We start from the raw sequence: 18,770 nt of genomic DNA on the forward strand, positions 1-18,770 counted from the left end.
AAAACTAAAAAACATACCCCTTCTATATTTATTTTATAATACCTTTCTACGTATAATATTTTACAATTAATTACAGATACGGTCAAAATTTATCTTAGTTTAACGATGTTCACAAAAAAGATGCGAAGCTTTATTCCTTCAAGTAAAGATTCTAAGTGAGTTTTGATTAAAATTTTTTTATAAAAATCTCATACTTAGTTAAAAAGAGTAATTCTATTTTGATCAATCGTTTTTTCAAAATGAATTTTTTTGTTGTTAAATAAAGATTTGTGACTTCATTTCTATCAAATTTTATTCCAAACCAACATATAGTTATAGCTTTAAAATAAATTTACAAATTTGTATCTAAAAGGGGTGTTTTTGTGTCGAAAAAGAACATCTAGAATTGGTAAGTGGATAGAACCCCATAAATTAAAGTTTTACTTTATCGACTTCACTTTTATTTATCTGAATTTTCCGTTACCATTTTAAGTATTCGTGAACAATTTCCTTTATTACGACAAAAAGAGACGAGAGATTTATGGACATTTCAAGGGGGTATATTGATGAAAGTGAATGAAAAAACATATCTAAGTATAGAAGAGATTATTTCATTACCAACCGTATCAAGTACAAACATAAGTGATGATGGTAAAAACGTAGCATTTGTTAAGAAGACGGCTGATTGGAAAGACAATATATATAGGAATCATGTATGGATATATGAAAAAGATAAGAAGCAGAGTTACCCATTATCAAATAGTGATATAGATAGTACACACCCATTATGGTCTCCAGATGCTAGGTGCATCGCATATCTTAGTCCAGTTGGTGATGGGGAAAATCAGATATTTGTTAAGTCACTAGATGGTTATAGAGATGTTCAAATTACTGATGAGAAAGAAGGAGTCAGTACATTCAAATGGGGTCCTACTGGAAAGGGTCTTTATTATGTTACGCAGTCAAAAGAATGTGAGGAGATAAAGAAACGTAAGGACCTATATGGAGATTTTCAACATATAGGTAAGGAACACCAGAATAATGGTTTATATTACATTGAAATAGAGAAGGTGATACAAAGTGATACAGATGAACACGAGAACAGAGTTGTTTATCAATTAACGGATGGTAAGGATTTTCATATCCATGAATTTGATATTTCAAAGGATGGTAAAAAGGTTGTATTTATGGCGACACCAAGCTCAAATATGGCAGATTATATAAATGGAGATCTATACATACTCCATATTAAAGCTGGAGAGCTACAAAAGCTGAATGTGGATAAGTTGTTGGGAGGGAGTGTTTGCTTTTCTCCTGACGGCAGTAAAATATGTTACACAGCAAGCATAAGAGAGAAGGATTACTATAGAAACCATATACAAGATAGTACGTTAGAGATATATGATATGAATACTGGAGAGGTAATTCAGCCTCTAACAAACTTTGATAGTACAGTTATGCCATTACAGTGGACAGCTAAAGGAATTTTAATTAGATGGCAGGATAAAACGAATTATCGTATTGGATTACTAGCTGAAGATGGCACTGTGGAAGCATTAAGCGACAAGGTAGATGGCTTTATAATGGATGCCTCTATAACAAAGGATGGAAATCATATAACCTATAATAAGGCTATAACAAATGAAACCTTTGAAATCTATTTAGACGATAAAAAAATAACGGATGAAAATAGCTTTTTCAAAGGGAAACTTAAAAGTAACAGGGAAATCATCTCATGGAAAAGTAGTGATGGTCTTGAAATAGAAGGTGTTTTATCAACGCCAGTAGAGTTTGACACTAATAAAAAATATCCTTTATTAGTAGTAATTCACGGTGGTCCGGCTTGGGCATCTTTTCCGATATTTTCAGACTGCTTCAATGAGAAATATCCGATTGAACAGTTTGTTGAAAAAGGCTTTATCGTTTTAGAGCCAAATTACAGAGGAAGTTCAGGTTATGGTAATGAATTTTTAAAAGCTAACTATAGAAAACAGGGGATTGCTGACTACGACGATGTTATATCAGGAGTTGATAAACTAGTTGATCAAGGGATAGTAGATAAAGATAGAGTAGGAGTTATGGGATGGAGCAATGGTGGATATGTATCAGCTTTTTGTTCTACATTTAGTAGCAGGTTTAAAGCTATTTCAGTTGGCGGTGGAATAACTAACTGGAGTACCCATTATGTAAATACAGATATACCTTACTTTATTAGAATGTATTTAGGAAATACTCCATGGAATGATCCAGATATATATACGAAGACATCACCTATGACGTATATTAAATCAGCTTGTACGCCTACCTTAATTCAACATGGGGAAAAGGATGCAAGAATTCCGATTACAAATGCATATGATCTATATCAAGGATTAATGGATATGGAAGTTGATACAGAATTAATTATATTTAAAGGAATGGCATATAGTTCTGACCAACCAGGAGTTCATGTGGCTATTATGAAGCAGAACTTGATGTGGTTTTCACACTATATGCTTGAAGAGAGTATGGAGGGTTTTAGGACTTTGTAATAGATGTTTGTACAAGATATATGATTGAAACGGTCTTCATATTGAGATGATTTATTATAAAATATATACTTAAACTACTATCAGTACATATATCAGGGAGGACTAATATGACAGGAAATAAAAATGACTTATTAGTAGAAAAACGTGAAGAGTTATTGAAAGTATTGCAAGCTCGTTTTGAGAAAAACATGAACCGCCATGAAGGTCTTGAATGGGCTAAAGTTGAAGCGAAGATAGAAGCTAATGCTGAAAAATTATGGTCACTTAACGAAATGGAAGTAACTGGTGGTGAGCCGGATGTTATTGGTTATGATGAAGAAAAGGACGAATATATTTTCTATGATTGTTCAAAGGAGAGTCCTAAAGGCCGCAGAAGTCTTTGTTATGATCTTGAAGCGTTAGAATCAAGAAAAAAGCATAAACCAGAAAATAACGCTATTGATGTGGCGGCCGCTATGGGTATTGAGTTATTAACGGAAGAACAATATCGAGAGTTACAACAACTTGGAGATTTTGATATGAAATCATCGAGTTGGGTACAAACACCTTCAGATATTAGAGAGCTTGGTGGTGCTCTATTTTGCGATTATCGCTTTGGACATGTTTTCGTGTACCACAATGGAGCAGACTCTTACTATGCTGCCAGAGGTTTTCGTGGTTCGTTAAAAGTTTAAATTAGGATAAATAAGAAAAAGAGCCTATATTCAGGCTCTTTTTCTTATTTATATTTTAAAAGTAAATTGTTACTACGCAGTTTTACTTAATTTATATATTCCGTGGTTGTTTTTACGGAAAAGTTTAGGGAAAACATAGCCATCTAATCCAATACGTCCAGCGTTCTGCCCTGCAACTAAAATGAACATAGTCAAAATAAGCAGGTTTGGGTTTACACTAACAGTTCCGCTTAATAAAAATGAAAGATTCATTATGATTCCGAAAAATGCAGCTGTTTTTGTTAATCCGCCTAAAATCAAACCTAGACCTACTAAAATTTCTCCCCATTGAACTAAAAAGCTAAATAGGTCTGCGTTTGGAAGGACAAAATGTTGAAGAAAATCTGCCCACCAACTTTGTACTGCAGGATGGTCACCTGATGCTTGAGCAATAGCACCCTTTAGAAAACCGCTTGCGTCAAAAGATTGTCCGAAGACTTTGCCTATCCCAGCAGCGAGCCATGTATATCCTATGTAAAGCCGTAAAAGTAATAATATGAAAGTAGCACGTTTATCAGTTCTTAAAAAATTGATAACCATTGAAATCCCTCCAATATTGTATTTACACGTTTATTATATATCTAATGTGAACAAATTTATGATTTTTCATTTGTGAAATTGTACAAAGCATTTTGAAGTTTATTTTTGGAAGGTGAAGAATAAATGTGGTCTGGGAGCTATCTATTGTAGTAGAGAGCTCCCAGAGTAAATAGATTCATTTAGTTTTTTTAGTGTATCTGCGCATTACGTATTATTTCTCTGGCTTTATATAAGGAACAATTTGCGCAGTCACCCCTACAGAAGCACCACGAATAAAGTCTTGGTTTTCTAACGCCTTAAAGTTTTCCGTTCTCCCAGTTAGCATAACCCCTAAAATTTTCACTTGATCAAATGGTTTGTCCTTGTTTGATTTTAAAAACTTCTGGATATCTTTATCATGACCATCGTCATCGTATTGGTTAAGTGAATCAACGAACTCTTTATAGGCTTCTCCAGGTGACTTGTCTGGATTAAATCCATAAACGGGCATACCAGCAGGCCCTTTGCTTTCATCTCTAATTGGTGAGGTCATGTATAACCATACAATGTTTAAGTTGTCTGGAATCTTCTCTTTAATTTCTTGTAGTGTGTAGGGCTGGTTGAAAGAAATAGCAACTTCGGCAACATAGTTATTCATTTGTGAAACTTCCCCTAATTCATTTTGGACACCATCAAAATATTCCTTAATAGCGGGATTATAAAATGTTGCAAATTTTTTCTTTGTTTGTTTATCATACTCATAGAACTCTGTATCGGACCAATAAAATCCGGGTGTTAATTCATTGGTATCAATGTTGATACGGAGCCAACCATAGGAACTTGTTAAAGTGTTCCATGGGACTACATAACCATTAATATTTTTAGATCGATTTGATATAATATTGCCGCCAAACATAGTTGAATTACTTGTAACTTGAGAATCGATTTGCACATTAGGTTCGGCAATTGCATTATGTAAAAAGAGACTTTCGTGAAGCTTTGTCGAACTTTTCGCCGCAAAGTAATTGCCAACTTTATAAATTATAGGTATAAGCATGATTACAACGATAATTGAGGTAATGATGATTTTAAGTAACTGTTTTCTTTGAGCTTTTTTTAATGCATCTTTTAAAGAAGTATCCATTAAGGTTTTCCTCCTACTGTAGAATGAATTGTTTTACGTGCACGATGTAATTTTTGTTTTACGCTGTTCACTTGAATATCTAGTATTAGAGCGATTTCTTCATATGAAAAGTTGTAATAGTATTTTAAAAAGAAGGCTTCTTTATATTCTGGTTTTATATCTTTTAATAAATAGAAAATCTCATCTTTATTTAAAACAGCGTCTAATTCTCGGTCTGTATATTGTAATTTTGAATAAATATCTTCAGTTAAATAGATGTTCTGTTGCTCTTTTTTTCTCTTTAAGTCAATGTATTCATTTAATGCGACCCTAAAAAACCATGGTCGTATGTTACTCTCGGTTAGGTGATCTAGCAACGTATATACTTTATAGAAAGTATTTTGGATGATGTCTTCTGCATCTTCTTTTATAGCCCCTTTCGCTAGTAGTAGTTTGAACACTTCCTCCCCTAGATTGATAAGATAGGAGGTAAATATATTTTCTTTTCCCATCACTTTTCCTCCCTACACTTATACAACGAATAGGTAATGATAAATGTATACACTTAAATTTAAATTAGTTATTAACTATGGTTTATAGTACACGATACTTTATAAATAGGAGTGGTTATTTTATTTTTTGAAATATTAAATCTTTAGTGCTAAAATAAAATTTGGAGATATATGGAGAGGAGACAAAGACTCAATATGTGGATGAACTTGTAATGATTAGAAACTACTAGATAGATAAATTTTGCTCTCATAAGCGAGGGTTTATTTAGTTATCTGTAAATCATTCAAGGAATGCATATTTGGCTTGTACATCCCTTTTATAAGGATAGGTGCCTATTTTATGTATCTGTCTTTTTTGTGGGAAAGTTTATATCTCTTATATAAAATATGCGTCCTTTAAACTTGGAGGAGTATATGATGAACCAATTAAAAAATAAAGTAGCAGTTATTACAGGGGTAAGTCGTCTAGATGGTATAGGGGCAGCGATTTGTAAAGAATTAGCTGAATCAGGATACGATATATTTTTTACGTATTGGACAGCTTACGATAAAGAGATGCCTTGGGGCGTTGATAAAAATGAACAAATACAATTAAAAGAAGAGTTACTAAAAAACGGTGTTAAAGTATCAAGTATGGAGTTAGATTTAACTCAGAATGATGCACCAAAAGAGCTTATAAATAAAGTTACTGAACAATTAGGGTACCCTCATATATTAATTAATAATGCAGCATATTCTACGAATAATGATTTCTCTACGTTGACTGCTGAAGAATTAGATAAGCATTATATGGTAAATGTTCGTGCGACTACATTGCTCAGTAGTCAATTTTCCCGGGGATTTGATAAGAAATCTGGTGGTAGAATTGTTAATATTACTTCGGGGCAATTTCAAGGTCCTATGGCAGGAGAACTAGCTTATGCGACAACGAAGGGAGCTATTGATGCTCTTACTAGTACGTTGTCAGCAGAGGTAGCTCATTTAGGAATAACAGTGAATGCAATTAATCCAGGACCAACCGATACAGGATGGATGACTGAAGAGATAAAACAAGGGTTAAAGCCGATGTTTCCTTTTGGCAGAATTGGTGAGCCAAGGGATGCAGCTAGACTCATTAAATTTTTAGTAAGTGAAGAGGCCGAGTGGATTACTGGGCAAGTTATTCATTCAGAAGGTGGATTTAAAAGATAAAAAAGAAGGCATCTCACCAGGGTGAGATGCCTTCTTTTTTAATCTTTCTTCAATCTTCGTGCAACACCATTCCCTAAAGACTGTAATCCTTGAACGAGGATAATTAAAATAAAGACGGTTGCATACATTACTTCAGGCTCGTAGCGTAAATGTCCGAACCGGTATGCTAAATCCCCTAGCCCGCCAGCACCTACAAGGCCAGCCATTGCTGTTGCGCCGATTAAGCCAATCGTTGCAATTGTTAATCCGAGTACAAGGGAGGGACGAGCTTCTTTCACCATAACGTGCCAAATAATTTTTATAGTAGAAACGCCCATCGCTTGATAGGCTTCAATGACACCACGATCGACTTCTAGTAAAGCTGTCTCCATTAAACGTGCGATATAAGGGGCTGTGAAGACGACAAGCGGTACGATAACACCTTGCACGCCAATGGACGTTCCCATTAGAAACTTTGTAAAAGGTAAAATAAAGAATAATAGAATGATAAATGGAAGAGAGCGAATGATATTAATAATTGTATTAAGAATAGGATAGATGATTTTATTTTCACGCTGCCCACCAGGTCTCGTTAAAACAAGTGTAACACCAAGTGGCAGTGCAATAAGGATCGAGATGAGTAATGAAATAGATGTCATTTGAAAGGTTTGGATCGTAGCTTCCCATATGACTTTACCCCATTCATCCAAAAAGGACTTGTTTCCCATAGTCTGTTCTACCTCCTTCTACGATGATTCCTTGCTCTTGTAAAAATGATAAAGCACGGTGGATTTCATTTTGTTCCCCTTGCATATGAACGACTAGTTTCCCATATGCTTCATGTTTTAACTGCGTAATATTACCGGATAAAATATTCGGATACACTTGGAAACGTTTTGTGGCAACGGCTAAGGCAGGTTCCCCTGAAGTAGTGCCAATAAATGAAAGTGTTACAATTTCTCCAGTACTTTGTAGTTCTTTCTGTACCTCTTCTGGAATTTTCGCTGCAAATGCGCTATTTACAAATTTCTTCGTTGTTACATGTTGTGGGTTTGTGAAAATATCTTTTACAGTCCCACTTTCGACTACAGATCCATGTTCCATAACAGCAACGCGGTCACATATACGCTGGATGACATTCATTTCATGTGTAATGAGTAAAATCGTAATTCCGATTTCTTCGTTAATCTTTAATAGCAAATCAAGGATAGAATCGGTTGTTTCGGGATCTAATGCGCTCGTTGCTTCATCACTTAATAACACTTCAGGTTCATGTGATAGCGCACGAGCAATTGCAACACGCTGTTTTTGACCACCAGAAAGTTCGCTTGGATACGCATCTTTTCGATTAAAAAGATCGACAATGCGTAAATACTTTTCTACTCTTTTTTCAATTTCTGCTTTTGTAATGCCAGCAAGCCGTAACGGTAATGCGATATTTTCATAAACGGTAACAGTTTTAAGTAAATTGAATCCTTGAAAGATCATTCCGATTCTTTGTCTCGCTTTTGCTAGTTCTTTTGTCGATAACGTTGTTAAGTCTTGTTCGTTTACAATGATATTTCCTGTCGTTGGTTTTTCTAATAAATTTACACATCGAATCAATGTACTTTTACCAGCGCCACTATACCCAATGATTCCAAATACCTCGCCTTTTTCTACTTTAAGGGAAGTAGACTTAAGAGCCTCAACATTCCCTTTTTTTGTTGTAAATACTTTGGATATGTTTTTTAATTCAATCATTATCGTCAGCTCCTACCAAGATGGTAAAACTGAACCATCAAATTTTTTCTCGATAAACTCTTTTACTTCTTTAGATTGATAAGCTTTCTTTAATTTATTTACAACGGCATCATCTTTATTTTCAGTACGAACAACAACCCAGTTCACATAGGGTGAATCTTTTCCTTCGCGGAAAATAGAATCTTTCGCTGGACTTAATTTTGCACCTAATGCAAAGTTTGTGTTAATTGCAGCTGCTTTCACTTCACTTAGTTGCGTTGGTAATTGAGATGCCTCTAATTCGACAATCTTTAATTTTTTTGGATTTTCAATTACATCTTTTGCAGTCGCTTTTTCTGTAGCCTTTGGATCAACTTTTAAAACCCCTGCTTTTTCAAATAATTTTAAAGCTCGAAGTTCATTCGTTGGGTCATTTGGTACAGCAATTGCATCGCCCTCTTTCAAGTCTTTTACATCTTTTATATCTTTAGAATATACGCCCATAGGGAATGTTACTGTTGAAAATACTTCAGCTAATTTCATATTGCGTTCAGCTTTAAATACATCTAAATACGATTTCGTTTGGTAGCTATTTACATCAAGGCTTTTTTCATCTAATGATACGTTTGGCGCTACATAATCATTAAATACTTTTATATCAATTTCGAGACCATCTTTTGCTGCAACTTCTTTTACCTTTTCAAAAATTTGTTCATGTGGTCCACCTGTTACACCGACAGTAATCTTTTTCTCGTCTAATGCTTTTACCTCTTTATTTGAACTCACGCTACATGCGCCTAATAATAATACTGCTCCGCTTACAATGCTTAATAATACCTTTTTCATCTATAAATCCCCCTTCATATACGTTCCAAAATAAAAAGCACCTCTCAAAAATAAGAGAGGTGCCGAATAGACGAAATAGATTCCTCTCTTATCTTCCAAAACGAAAACTCGTTTTGCAGGAATTAGCACCTTAGCTTATACGTCATAAGCTCGGTTGCCGGGCATCATCGGGCCAGTCCCTCCGCCACTCTTGATAAGAGTATGTGTATGTAGTTTTGAATATGGTACTAATAGTAAATCGTACAAAAAGAATTGTCAATGATATTTTCAGAATATATTTTATTTTAAGGTAATCGAAACGTTCCCCTTTTTATGTCCTTTTTCTACATATATATGAGCTTCAGCAATTTCTTCTAATCGGTAAGTTCTATCAATAACAGGCTTTAGCTTTTCTGTTTCAGCTAGTTGTTTTAGTAGGTTCATATCTTCTTTACTGACCTTTGCCATCATTCCGTTCACAGATACATATTTTCCATTAGGCATTAATGCATCTGTACAAAGAGACTTTTTATATTTTCCAACTGCATCAAATATAATATCATAGTGCTCGCCCCGCTTAGTAAAATCTTCTTTCATATAATCAATTACGTTGTCTGCCCCTAAAGCTGTTACTAAATCGAAATTCGAACTACTACAAATGGCTGTGACAGTCGCCCCGAAGTATTTCGCAAGTTGTACGGCAGCTGTCCCTACTGACCCAGAGGCGCCGTATATAAGTACTCGTTGCCCTTTTTTTATCTGTCCTTTTCTAAGGAAGTGCAATGCTGAAGTTCCGCCAAAAGGAATAACGGCAGCTTCTTCATATGTCACATTGGTAGGTTTTAATGCTATTAATCCACTTTCATGCACGCATGTGTATTCCGCATAACCACCAAGGTTTAGTTCTGTTAATGCAAAAACTGGATCTCCTTTTTTAAATTGTGTTACATCTGTTCCAATGTCTTCGATTTCACCGGATAATTCTACGCCAAGTATAGGTTTTCTCGGTTTTCTGAAACCTAATATGATCCGCATAGGAATCCAAAATAAGAGGGGGCTATTAAAGCCACGTATTCTACAATCTCCAGTTGATACACTTGTTGCGTGAATTTTAACTAATACTTCATTTTTTTTAGGTTTAGGCTTTTCTACATTTTGAAGCTGGAGAACATTAGGTGGTCCATACTTTGTGCAAATAATCGCTTTCATCCTGACCTCCTGAAATGAGTTGTTATTATTTACATCATATTTAAACTTTTTCTCAAACATGTTGTTATATAGGAAATAAATTTAAAGATAAATATTACGAATTATATAGATTTCATAGGAAAAGAGATGATATTATTTTTGGGAAGGAGGGGACGTTATGAAAAAATTTATTTTAATTTCAAGTTTAGTACTTGCAGTCGGTCTAGGAGTAGGGTGTAGTAATGAGAAAACAAAAAAGACTGATGAACCGAAAAAAGAAGCTGTGCAGAAAGAAAAGGAATTAACAGCGAAGGATGTTTTTAATAAAGCGAATGAAGCTTTTAAAAACGAAGAAAATGTAACGATGACATATGATGTGGGAATAAAGGCTGAAGGAACAGAGATGAATGTAATAAAGGCCAAAATGCAACTAGAGCCGAAGAAAAAAAATTCTCGTTCTGAAATGAATGTTTCTGGTACAGAGGTTGTTGTTTATGATGTGGGTGGCAAAATTGCTGGTCAGTTGAAAAATCCTAATACGGGTGAAGTTATGTCTGTACCAGAGGAACAATTAAATGCTAACGGAATGAACGCGACTCAAGGAATGGTAGATAATTTAGAGATTCCATCGGAAATTTTAAATAAAGTGAAGATGGAGAAAAGTGGAGATAATTATAAGCTGAAGTTTGCATTAAAAGGGCAAGAGACAGAGAGTATGTTAGCTAGTATGGATGAAAAGCAGAAACAAATGCTACAAGGCCAAAATGCAAAGATAGAAGAAATAGATGGGGAATATATTATTACAAAAGATTTTAAATATGAATCAGCAAAGATAGATATGGTTATGAGTAGCAATGGTGAGGATAAAGCGCATATTATTACGGATGCAAAGTTTACATCGTATGATAAATTTGATCCAATACAATTGCCAGCAGCAAAGTAATCACTGTCAAGAGAGGTACCTGAAAGAACGGGTATCTCTTTTTGTTGCTAATAAGGAGAGTGTCCTTTGAAAAAAAGAAAGATAGCAGTGGTCATTGTCGCATATACGGTTTTGCTTGCAACGTCTGTACATACGTATAAAAAACAAATTGATCATCCTATTATGAGTGATGTAGGTAAATTGCTTCCGACGAAAATAAAACGTGTTGAAAGTGCTACGGAAGAGCACTCGTTAATAAAATTAGTGCGAGATGCAAAAGTTTCAGGAGAGAAAATTTCCATTGCAGGCATGCAACATAGCCAAGGAGGACAGACATATTATCCGAATGGCACGATGCTCGATATGAAAGGATATAATAAAATATTAGAATTTGATCCAGAGAAGAAGCGGATTACAGTTCAAAGTGGTGTCACCTGGAATGATATTCAGAAGAAAATAAATCCTTATGGCCTTGCGGTACAGGTCATGCAGTCTCAAAATATTTTTACTGTTGGCGGTTCATTAAGTGTAAATGTACACGGGCGTGATATTCGTCATGAGGCACTGATTGATACAGTAGATTCATTTAGATTGTTAATGGCAGATGGCACGGTACGTAATGTAAGTAGAGAAGAAAATGCAGAGTTATTTCCATATGTCATTGGGGGTTACGGTTTATTTGGAGTTATTTTAGATATGACGCTGAAGTTAACAGAAGATGAATTATATGAAATGCACACGAGAATGATAGATTATAAAGAATACGCATCTTATTTCAAAGAGAAAGTGAAAAGAGATGAGAATGTTCGTATGCACTTAGCACGTATTTCTGTTGCTCCAAATTCATTTTTAAAAGAGATGTATGTGACGGATTATACTTTGGCACAAAATCAAAATATGAGAGAAGAGTACAGTGAATTAAAGGAAGAAAATATTATAGCTGCACCGAAATTTTTACTTGGGTTATCACGTTATAGTGATTGGGGAAAGAATACATTTTGGGATATACAAAGAGGTTATTTTGAACGTACAGATGGAAAGTATGAGACGCGTAATAATGTTATGAGATCAGATAGTGCTTTTATGGAATATGAAAATCCAAATAGGACCGAAGTGTTACAAGAATACTTTGTGCCTATAGATGCTTTCACAGAGTATATAGATGATTTACGTAACGTATTAAATGAAGAAGAGTTTAATTTACTCAACATTACGATTCGTTACGTGGAAAAGAATGAAAATGCAGTTTTGTCCTATGCGAAAGATGATATGTTTGCGCTGGTTCTTTTGATTAACCAGGGACGCTCAGAGAGTGAGATAAAGAGAACAGAGGATGTCATTCGGAAGATGATTGATGTTACTTTAAAGCATAACGGTAGTTACTATTTGCCGTACTATTCTTATCCAACGAAAGAGCAGTTAAAGAGGGCATATCCTCGTATTGAAGAATTTCTCAAGAAAAAGAAGGAAGTAGATTCAGAAGAGCGATTTGTGAATTTATTTTATAGGGAGTATACGAAATGACATATAGAAGATTTGTGGCTTCGCAAAGTATTATCATGATGGCAGGAAGTATGGTATTTCCTTTTTATATATTATTACTTCGAAACGTTGGAAATAGCTTCTCGCAATTTGGCTGGGCGTATGGCTTATTTGCTTTAACATCAGCGCTTGTATATCCACTAGTGGGAAAGGTATCTGATCAAGTAGGTGATAAAAAATTATTAATCATATACGCTTGGTCCATGGCAATTTTAATGCTTTGCTTTCCAATTGCCACGGAAGTTTGGCATGTGTATATTCTTCAAATTGTAATGGGCGTTTTAGGTGCTGTGCAGCGTAATACTGAGAAGACTTCGTTAGCACGAAAGGTTGCGCAGGAAAAGGCTGGTTATGAGATTGGAAAGTACCATGTGTGGACATCCATTGGCGGAGCAGTAGCGGTTATTGCCACGGGATATTTAGTAGATTTCTTTACGATTGGTACAATTTTTTATATTGCATCTATTCTATATGTAGTGAGCGGGATTGTATTAAGTAGTAAAAAAATATAACTATTCCTATTTTTACCTTAATACCCTTTATTTGTTATACTAAAAGGGAATACAAAAGAAAAGGGGACAGTGCCTTTGATGAAATTTGTAGTTTTAGCTATTCTTACTTTGTTTTTGATTCCATGGACAAGAAGTAGTAGTAAGCTTCGAGCAGTGGATAAGAAGGGAGATAAGAAGGTTGTAAAGGGTAAGAAATCATCTATTTTAGTTATTCCTGTTTTATTTTGGATAGGTATTGCAATCTATGAATACTTTTGGCTAATTGATGATCGAGTAGACTCGATTCTTACTCATTATTCTGTTGCAGTAGCAATTTTAATTGGGCTTGTTTTATTTTCACAAGATCAAATAGGGAAATTAGAAGGTACATTAAAAGGACTTCTAATGTTTATTTTACTCGCAAGTTACGGCTACTTTGGTTATTTGCACGATATAGTAATCTCGCAAAAGAAATATGATTCTGTTGTTAAGGTAGAGAAAGATATTTCAGAGCCATTTACTGAAAATGACCAGCCGTTTACAGTGCCGCCAAAGACAGCGGAGAATAAGATGAAAAAAGTATTTGGTGATATTCCAAAAGTAGCTTATTTTGAGCTAGGAGAATTAACGCCACAAATGGTAAACGGCGAGGCTTTATATGTAGCGCCGATTGAAGTTTCAGGATTTTTTAAAGCGCGTAAAGCTGAGACAATTCCAGGGTATGTAACGATGTCAGGTACGAATCCTGATGCGGAAGCGAAACTGCACCTCGGTTATAAAATGAAATATGTGCCAAGCATGTTTTTTGGTAATAATTTAGAGCGTGTGGTAAGGCAAGCAGAACCAAATTTAATCTTTAAAGGAAAACCTAAATTTGAGGTTGATGATAAAGGAAAACCATATTATACAATGACGTATGGTGAATTTATTTCAGGAAGATCTGGATTTGAGGTAGAAGGTGTTGTCGTAGTAGATGCACAAACAGGTGAAGTGAAAAGATATGATAAAGGAAAGGCACCTAAATTTGTTGATGGTGTATTAAATCATGAGACTGCATCTACGTTAAATACGTACTTTGGTAAATATATTCACGGATTTTGGAATACGAAATTCTCGCAAACAGATATGAAAATTCCGACTGAGTGGGGAACGAAAGAAGGGGTGACCCCGATCTTTGGTAAAGATGGAACACTGTATTATTTTACAGACTTTACTTCTCCAAAAGAAGGAGTAGATTCAGCCCTAGGCTATTCATTAGTAGATGCACGTACAGGCAAGCTATATTACTATAATGGAAAAGAAGTAAAGGGGATTATGGATGGTTCAGCAGCTACAGAAGTAGTGGATAATTCCTTTAAGAGAGAGAAATGGCATGGGACAATGCCTGTCATTTATAACGTATACGGTAAACCAGCTTGGATTATTCCGGTTGTTGATGATGGAGGCCTAGTACGTGCACATACAGTTGTATATGCTGCTAATGCAAAAATATTTGCGACAGGTTCTTCGCAGAAAGAAGCGCTTGAGAATTATAAAAACGTAATGAGCGGTAATGGTGATACATTTAGACCAACCTCAACAGGAAAAGAAGCGCAAAAAGAAGGTATTGTACAACGTGTATATAAAGAGAAATCAGGTGAAAATACAATCGTGTACGTACTTTTAGAGAATGAACAAAAGGTATTTATGATACCGGTGAAGAAATTCCCATATGCTATGTTTACAGAAGTAGGAGACCCAATTCAAATTACATATTTAGATACGGGAGAGACGATGGCCTCAGTATCTAAATTTACGAATAGCAATGTAAAAAAGTAAAGCGATAGAATTTCTATCGCTTTTTTTACATTATGAAAGAGGAAAATGCACTGTACTTGACGTATGTTTATGATGTAACTATAATTGTTACGATTTGGTTTGTATAGGAAAGGGTGAATTGAAAAAGTGAATGAAGTTAATCATGAAATATATAAACCTGTAAAGGCAAACAGGTTATGGATGATTCTTGTATTAGGAACACTTACGGCGATTGGGCCATTATCTATTGATATGTATTTGCCTTCATTACCGAAGTTAACGGATGACTTGCAAACAGGTGCATCCCTAGCGCAGCTTACATTAACAGCTTGTTTGCTTGGGCTGTCAGTAGGACAATTATTTGTTGGCTCAATTAGTGATATTTACGGAAGACGCAAACCGCTTATTATTGCTCTTATTATTTATGTTGCTTCTTCTTTACTTTGTGCTGTCGCGCCATCTATTTGGACATTAGTGTTATTGCGCTTTCTACAAGGAGCTTCAGGATCAGCCGGTATTGTTATATCACGTGCCATGGTACGTGATATGTACTCAGGTTCTGAAATGACGAAGTTTTTCTCACTGCTTATGTTAGTAAACGGAGCAGCACCTATTTTGGCACCGATTATTGGGGGGCAATTATTACAGTTTACAACGTGGCGCGGTGTTTTCATCGTCCTTGGGGCAATTAGCGTATTTATGTTAATCTCAGCTACTTTCGTATTGCGCGAAACATTACCTCCTGAAGAAAGAGAAACGGGTGGTTTGTCAGGGACTTTGGCGACGTACGGGAAACTATTAAAGGACCGTCTGTTTATGGGATATGCATTGTCACAAGGATTAGTAACAGCGGCAATGTTTGCATACATTTCGGGCTCACCATTTGTGTTGCAGAACATATACGGAGCATCACCACAGCAATTTAGTTTATTCTTTGCGATTAACGGCATCGGTATTATTATTGCTAGTCAGGTAACGGGTCGTTTAGCGGGGAAAGTGAATGAGAAGACATTATTTGTTGCTGGTATTATTATCGCAGCTGTTGGTGGCCTATCTTTACTACTTACAATCGTACTAGGAATAGGTTTAATCGGTGTTTTATGTTCGTTATTCCTTGTCGTATCAAGTGTCGGGGTTGTATCAACAACTGGGTTTTCATTAGCGATGAGAAATCAGAAACAAGCTGCAGGAACAGCATCAGCTTTATTAGGCTTATTACAGTTCATTTCAGGAGCTCTTGTTGCGCCGCTAGTAGGTATCGGTGGAAGTAATACAGCATTACCGATGGGTATTGTTATTGCGCTTTGTGAAGTAGGAGCAGTATTATGTTATCTATTTATGGCCAGAAGAAGTGAGAAGCAGTTTGAACTGCAACAAAGACAAAATTTAGAGGCTTAATAAAAAAGAACTGATTCAAAGGGAATGTTTGAATCAGTTCTTTTTTCATTTCTTTGAAATACCTCATACAGTTTTGTAAGGTGATGTAGTAAAGCATTGCAAAAGTTATTTGTATAAAGTGACGATACTGTGACAAACATGTTGGTATATATATTACGATGTCGTCTTAAGTGTAAAAAGTAGGGCGTTCTCGGTATAATAACAAGTGGAGATAAAAGAAACTATAATGAGTAATAGCTGTAGATAAAAGGAGAAGAAGAGATGAAGAAGGTTTTGGGTATTGCTGTAATGGGAAGTATGCTCCTTCTAGCAGGGTGTAATGGAAATAAAGAAACGAAAGAAACGAAAGAAAAGGTAGAGCAATCTACAGAACAAACAGAAGAAATGAAAGAATACCGTGCAGTACATGAAAAATACGATTTGAAAATGAATAAAGAAATTAATAACGCACTGCAGTTATTTGAAGTGGCAAAAGAAAAGGGCGGTAAGGAAATAACGAATGCTACATATAAAGAAGATGTGCAAAAGGTAACAACGAGCATGTTAGAAGATATTGATCATATACGTAAAGAAATTCGTGTTCCAAAATCGAAAGAGCAAGAACATGAGGTATATGTTGGTTTCTTGAATGAATCAGAACAAGCGATGAAAAAATTACAGAAGTTAGCGAAAGAAGAAGATTCATCGTTGATTCGTGATATAGAAATTAACTTTGCAACAGCATCGACATACTATAAACGTTTTCAAGCAGAAACGAAAAAATAACCTTGCCTGTGCAAGGTTATTTTTTCTTCTTACCATCTCCGTCTTCATCCTCGGATACTAATACCTTCTGTTCTTCGTGAAATTCGGAAATAGTTTGCCCGGTAATATTATCGAAAGGAGTATAAAAAGAAGTAATACGTTTCTTTTTAATAAAGAGTTTATAGAAGCCGATGATGACAAGTATAACGATTGTTAAGGGTAATCCTATAGTAGCAAGAAGTAAGGGGTCCATCTTATAACTCCTTTAATATCATTTCTTTTTATTATAAGCCGAAAACTGTAATTTCGATAAAAGAATTAAAAACTGACTTTTCTAAATTTATCCAATTAGATTGACTTTTCAATTTTTCAGAATTATAATTCGAGATATACAATTTGAACTAAATAATAATATAGCAATTTACTTATCCAGAGAGGTAGAGGGACTGGCCCTATGACACCTCAGCAGCGGGTTCTGTAATAAGAACACCGTGCTAATTCCAGCAAGCAAGTCTTGAAAGATAAGTGATGGGCCTTTGTTTATTAAGCCTTGATCTTATTTTTTAAGATCAAGGCTTTTTGTATTCTAAAAAGAGAAAAGGGAGTAATGGAAAAAGTACGTTTATAAAACTAAGTAAATATATGTGTTTAGGGGGTTATTAGGGTGTATGTAATTAAAAAATTATCAGTTATGGTGTTCACGCTATGGGTTATTACGACGGTGACATTTCTAATTATGCATATTATTCCGGGGGATCCATTTTCATCAGATGCAAAAATCTTTCCTGAAGAAGTGATCCAAAACATGAGAGCGAAGTATCACCTTGATGAACCGTTATGGAATCAATATGTTGCTTATTTAGACGGCGTAGTTCATTTTGATTTTGGTGAATCTGTTCAATCAACCGGGCAAGGTGTATCAGAAATTATAACAACTGGTTTTGGTCCATCAGCAATTATTGGTTTACAAGCACTTATTATTTCATTGCTAGTCGGAATTGCTGCAGGTACATTTGCTGCTCTATATCATGGGAAAGTAATTGACTATAGTGTGAGTTTGCTCGCAATTCTAGGTATTTCTATTCCAAGTTTTATTTTAGCACCACTATTTATACAAGTATTCGCTATTCAATTCGAGCTTTTACCAGTAGCCTCTTGGGGAACATTCGAACATACAGTATTGCCATCCTTTGCGTTAGCGTTAGGGCCAATCGCAGTGATTACAAGGTTTGTTCGTTCTAATATGATCGAAGTACTGCAGAGTGATTATATTAAGTTAGCAAGAGCAAAAGGCATACCAATTAAGAAGATTATTATAAGACACGCTCTTCGAAATGCGATTGTTCCAGTACTTACATTTGTTGGACCGTTAATGGCTGGACTCTTAACGGGGACTTTCGTTATTGAAAAAATCTTTTCAATTCCTGGCCTAGGAAAATATTTTGTAGATAGTATTTTTAACCGAGACTATCCGGTGATTATGGGAACAACAATTTTCTATAGTGCATTATTAATTACTTGTATTTTCATTACAGATATTATTCACCGTATTGTTGATCCACGTATTCGTTCTATTACGTAAGGAGGGGGATGT

Annotated in this window: 18 protein-coding genes and 2 riboswitches; of the genes, 10 read left to right on the forward strand and 8 right to left on the reverse strand. The window is 35.2% G+C overall.

The window, feature by feature from the left end; translation table 11 throughout:
* Positions 1-545 precede the first annotated feature (545 nt).
* Positions 546-2,510, forward strand: coding sequence for a S9 family peptidase (locus tag NST90_RS00920; protein ID WP_046392311.1), 1,965 nt, complete (start codon positions 546-548; stop codon positions 2,508-2,510).
* 107 nt (positions 2,511-2,617) lie between these two features.
* Entirely contained in the window at positions 2,618-3,184 is a 567-nt protein-coding gene (locus NST90_RS00925; RefSeq protein WP_000147387.1) for a DUF4256 domain-containing protein, read from the forward strand.
* 72 nt (positions 3,185-3,256) lie between these two features.
* On the opposite strand, the gene NST90_RS00930 is transcribed toward NST90_RS00925, so the two are convergent.
* From NST90_RS00930 to NST90_RS00940, 3 genes are all read right to left on the reverse strand, one after another.
* Positions 3,257-3,763, reverse strand: a complete 507-nt coding sequence (locus NST90_RS00930; protein WP_000236366.1) for a DoxX family protein — start codon at positions 3,761-3,763, stop codon at positions 3,257-3,259.
* A 211-nt stretch (positions 3,764-3,974) separates the two neighbouring features.
* Positions 3,975-4,886 (reverse strand): sigma factor regulator N-terminal domain-containing protein, encoded by a 912-nt coding sequence (locus tag NST90_RS00935; protein ID WP_000381492.1) that lies wholly within the window; start codon positions 4,884-4,886, stop codon positions 3,975-3,977.
* A complete protein-coding gene (locus NST90_RS00940) occupies positions 4,886-5,377 on the reverse strand; it encodes an RNA polymerase sigma factor (protein WP_000514134.1) in 492 nt (163 codons plus the stop codon). Before NST90_RS00940 ends, NST90_RS00935 begins: the two co-directional genes overlap by 1 nt.
* 414 nt (positions 5,378-5,791) lie before the next feature.
* On the opposite strand from NST90_RS00940, the gene NST90_RS00945 reads away from it, so the two are divergent.
* Entirely contained in the window at positions 5,792-6,568 is a 777-nt protein-coding gene (locus NST90_RS00945) for an SDR family oxidoreductase (protein ID WP_002098920.1), read from the forward strand.
* Between the two features lie 38 nt (positions 6,569-6,606).
* Here NST90_RS00945 and NST90_RS00950 read toward each other — a convergent pair whose 3' ends face one another.
* The 4 genes from NST90_RS00950 to NST90_RS00965 all read right to left on the reverse strand — a co-directional run bounded on the left by NST90_RS00950 (position 6,607) and on the right by NST90_RS00965 (position 10,303).
* Positions 6,607-7,275 carry a methionine ABC transporter permease gene (locus tag NST90_RS00950; RefSeq protein ID WP_000527151.1) on the reverse strand — a complete coding sequence of 223 codons (669 nt, stop codon included), beginning with the start codon at positions 7,273-7,275 and terminating at the stop codon, positions 6,607-6,609.
* Positions 7,250-8,290: an ATP-binding cassette domain-containing protein gene (locus NST90_RS00955; protein WP_046392312.1), complete on the reverse strand. Its 1,041-nt coding sequence runs from the start codon at positions 8,288-8,290 to the stop codon at positions 7,250-7,252. The genes NST90_RS00950 and NST90_RS00955 overlap by 26 nt, the downstream gene beginning before the upstream one ends.
* A gap of 12 nt (positions 8,291-8,302) precedes the next feature.
* A complete protein-coding gene (locus NST90_RS00960) occupies positions 8,303-9,115 on the reverse strand; it encodes a MetQ/NlpA family ABC transporter substrate-binding protein (RefSeq protein ID WP_000756997.1) in 813 nt (270 codons plus the stop codon).
* Positions 9,116-9,200: 85 nt separating this feature from the next.
* A riboswitch (SAM riboswitch) is annotated at positions 9,201-9,315 on the reverse strand.
* A 79-nt stretch (positions 9,316-9,394) separates the two neighbouring features.
* On the reverse strand, positions 9,395-10,303 hold the full coding sequence (locus NST90_RS00965; protein ID WP_000643859.1) for an NAD(P)-dependent alcohol dehydrogenase: 909 nt from the start codon (positions 10,301-10,303) through the stop codon (positions 9,395-9,397).
* Between the two features lie 157 nt (positions 10,304-10,460).
* Here NST90_RS00965 and NST90_RS00970 point away from each other — a divergent pair, with 157 nt between their 5' ends.
* The 6 genes from NST90_RS00970 (at position 10,461) to NST90_RS00995 (ending at position 17,197) form a co-directional block, all read left to right on the forward strand.
* Positions 10,461-11,225: a DUF6612 family protein gene (locus tag NST90_RS00970; protein ID WP_000713522.1), complete on the forward strand. Its 765-nt coding sequence runs from the start codon at positions 10,461-10,463 to the stop codon at positions 11,223-11,225.
* 66 nt (positions 11,226-11,291) lie between these two features.
* A complete protein-coding gene (locus NST90_RS00975) occupies positions 11,292-12,728 on the forward strand; it encodes an FAD-binding oxidoreductase (RefSeq protein WP_046392313.1) in 1,437 nt (478 codons plus the stop codon).
* Positions 12,725-13,258, forward strand: coding sequence for an MFS transporter (locus NST90_RS00980; RefSeq protein WP_000222367.1), 534 nt, complete (start codon positions 12,725-12,727; stop codon positions 13,256-13,258). Before NST90_RS00975 ends, NST90_RS00980 begins: the two co-directional genes overlap by 4 nt.
* 78 nt (positions 13,259-13,336) lie before the next feature.
* Positions 13,337-15,055 (forward strand): DUF3981 domain-containing protein, encoded by a 1,719-nt coding sequence (locus NST90_RS00985; RefSeq protein WP_000674048.1) that lies wholly within the window; start codon positions 13,337-13,339, stop codon positions 15,053-15,055.
* 117 nt (positions 15,056-15,172) lie between these two features.
* A complete protein-coding gene (locus NST90_RS00990; protein ID WP_231009439.1) occupies positions 15,173-16,432 on the forward strand; it encodes a multidrug effflux MFS transporter in 1,260 nt (419 codons plus the stop codon).
* A gap of 261 nt (positions 16,433-16,693) precedes the next feature.
* The gene (locus NST90_RS00995; protein ID WP_044307083.1) at positions 16,694-17,197 is read left to right on the forward strand and encodes a lipoprotein; all 504 of its coding nucleotides are present in this window, start codon (positions 16,694-16,696) and stop codon (positions 17,195-17,197) included.
* A gap of 16 nt (positions 17,198-17,213) precedes the next feature.
* Here the strand turns inward: NST90_RS00995 and NST90_RS01000 are convergent, their stop codons facing one another.
* Positions 17,214-17,429 carry a DUF3951 domain-containing protein gene (locus NST90_RS01000; protein ID WP_000371386.1) on the reverse strand — a complete coding sequence of 72 codons (216 nt, stop codon included), beginning with the start codon at positions 17,427-17,429 and terminating at the stop codon, positions 17,214-17,216.
* Between the two features lie 169 nt (positions 17,430-17,598).
* Positions 17,599-17,704, forward strand: a riboswitch (SAM riboswitch).
* Between the two features lie 136 nt (positions 17,705-17,840).
* Between NST90_RS01000 and NST90_RS01005 the strand changes: the two genes are divergently transcribed.
* The gene (locus NST90_RS01005; RefSeq protein ID WP_044307082.1) at positions 17,841-18,758 is read left to right on the forward strand and encodes an ABC transporter permease; all 918 of its coding nucleotides are present in this window, start codon (positions 17,841-17,843) and stop codon (positions 18,756-18,758) included.
* Positions 18,759-18,770: the final 12 nt, after the last annotated feature.

Source organism: Bacillus sp. FSL E2-8900 (assembly GCF_037966225.1).
Lineage (GTDB): Bacteria > Bacillota > Bacilli > Bacillales > Bacillaceae_G > Bacillus_A > Bacillus_A cereus.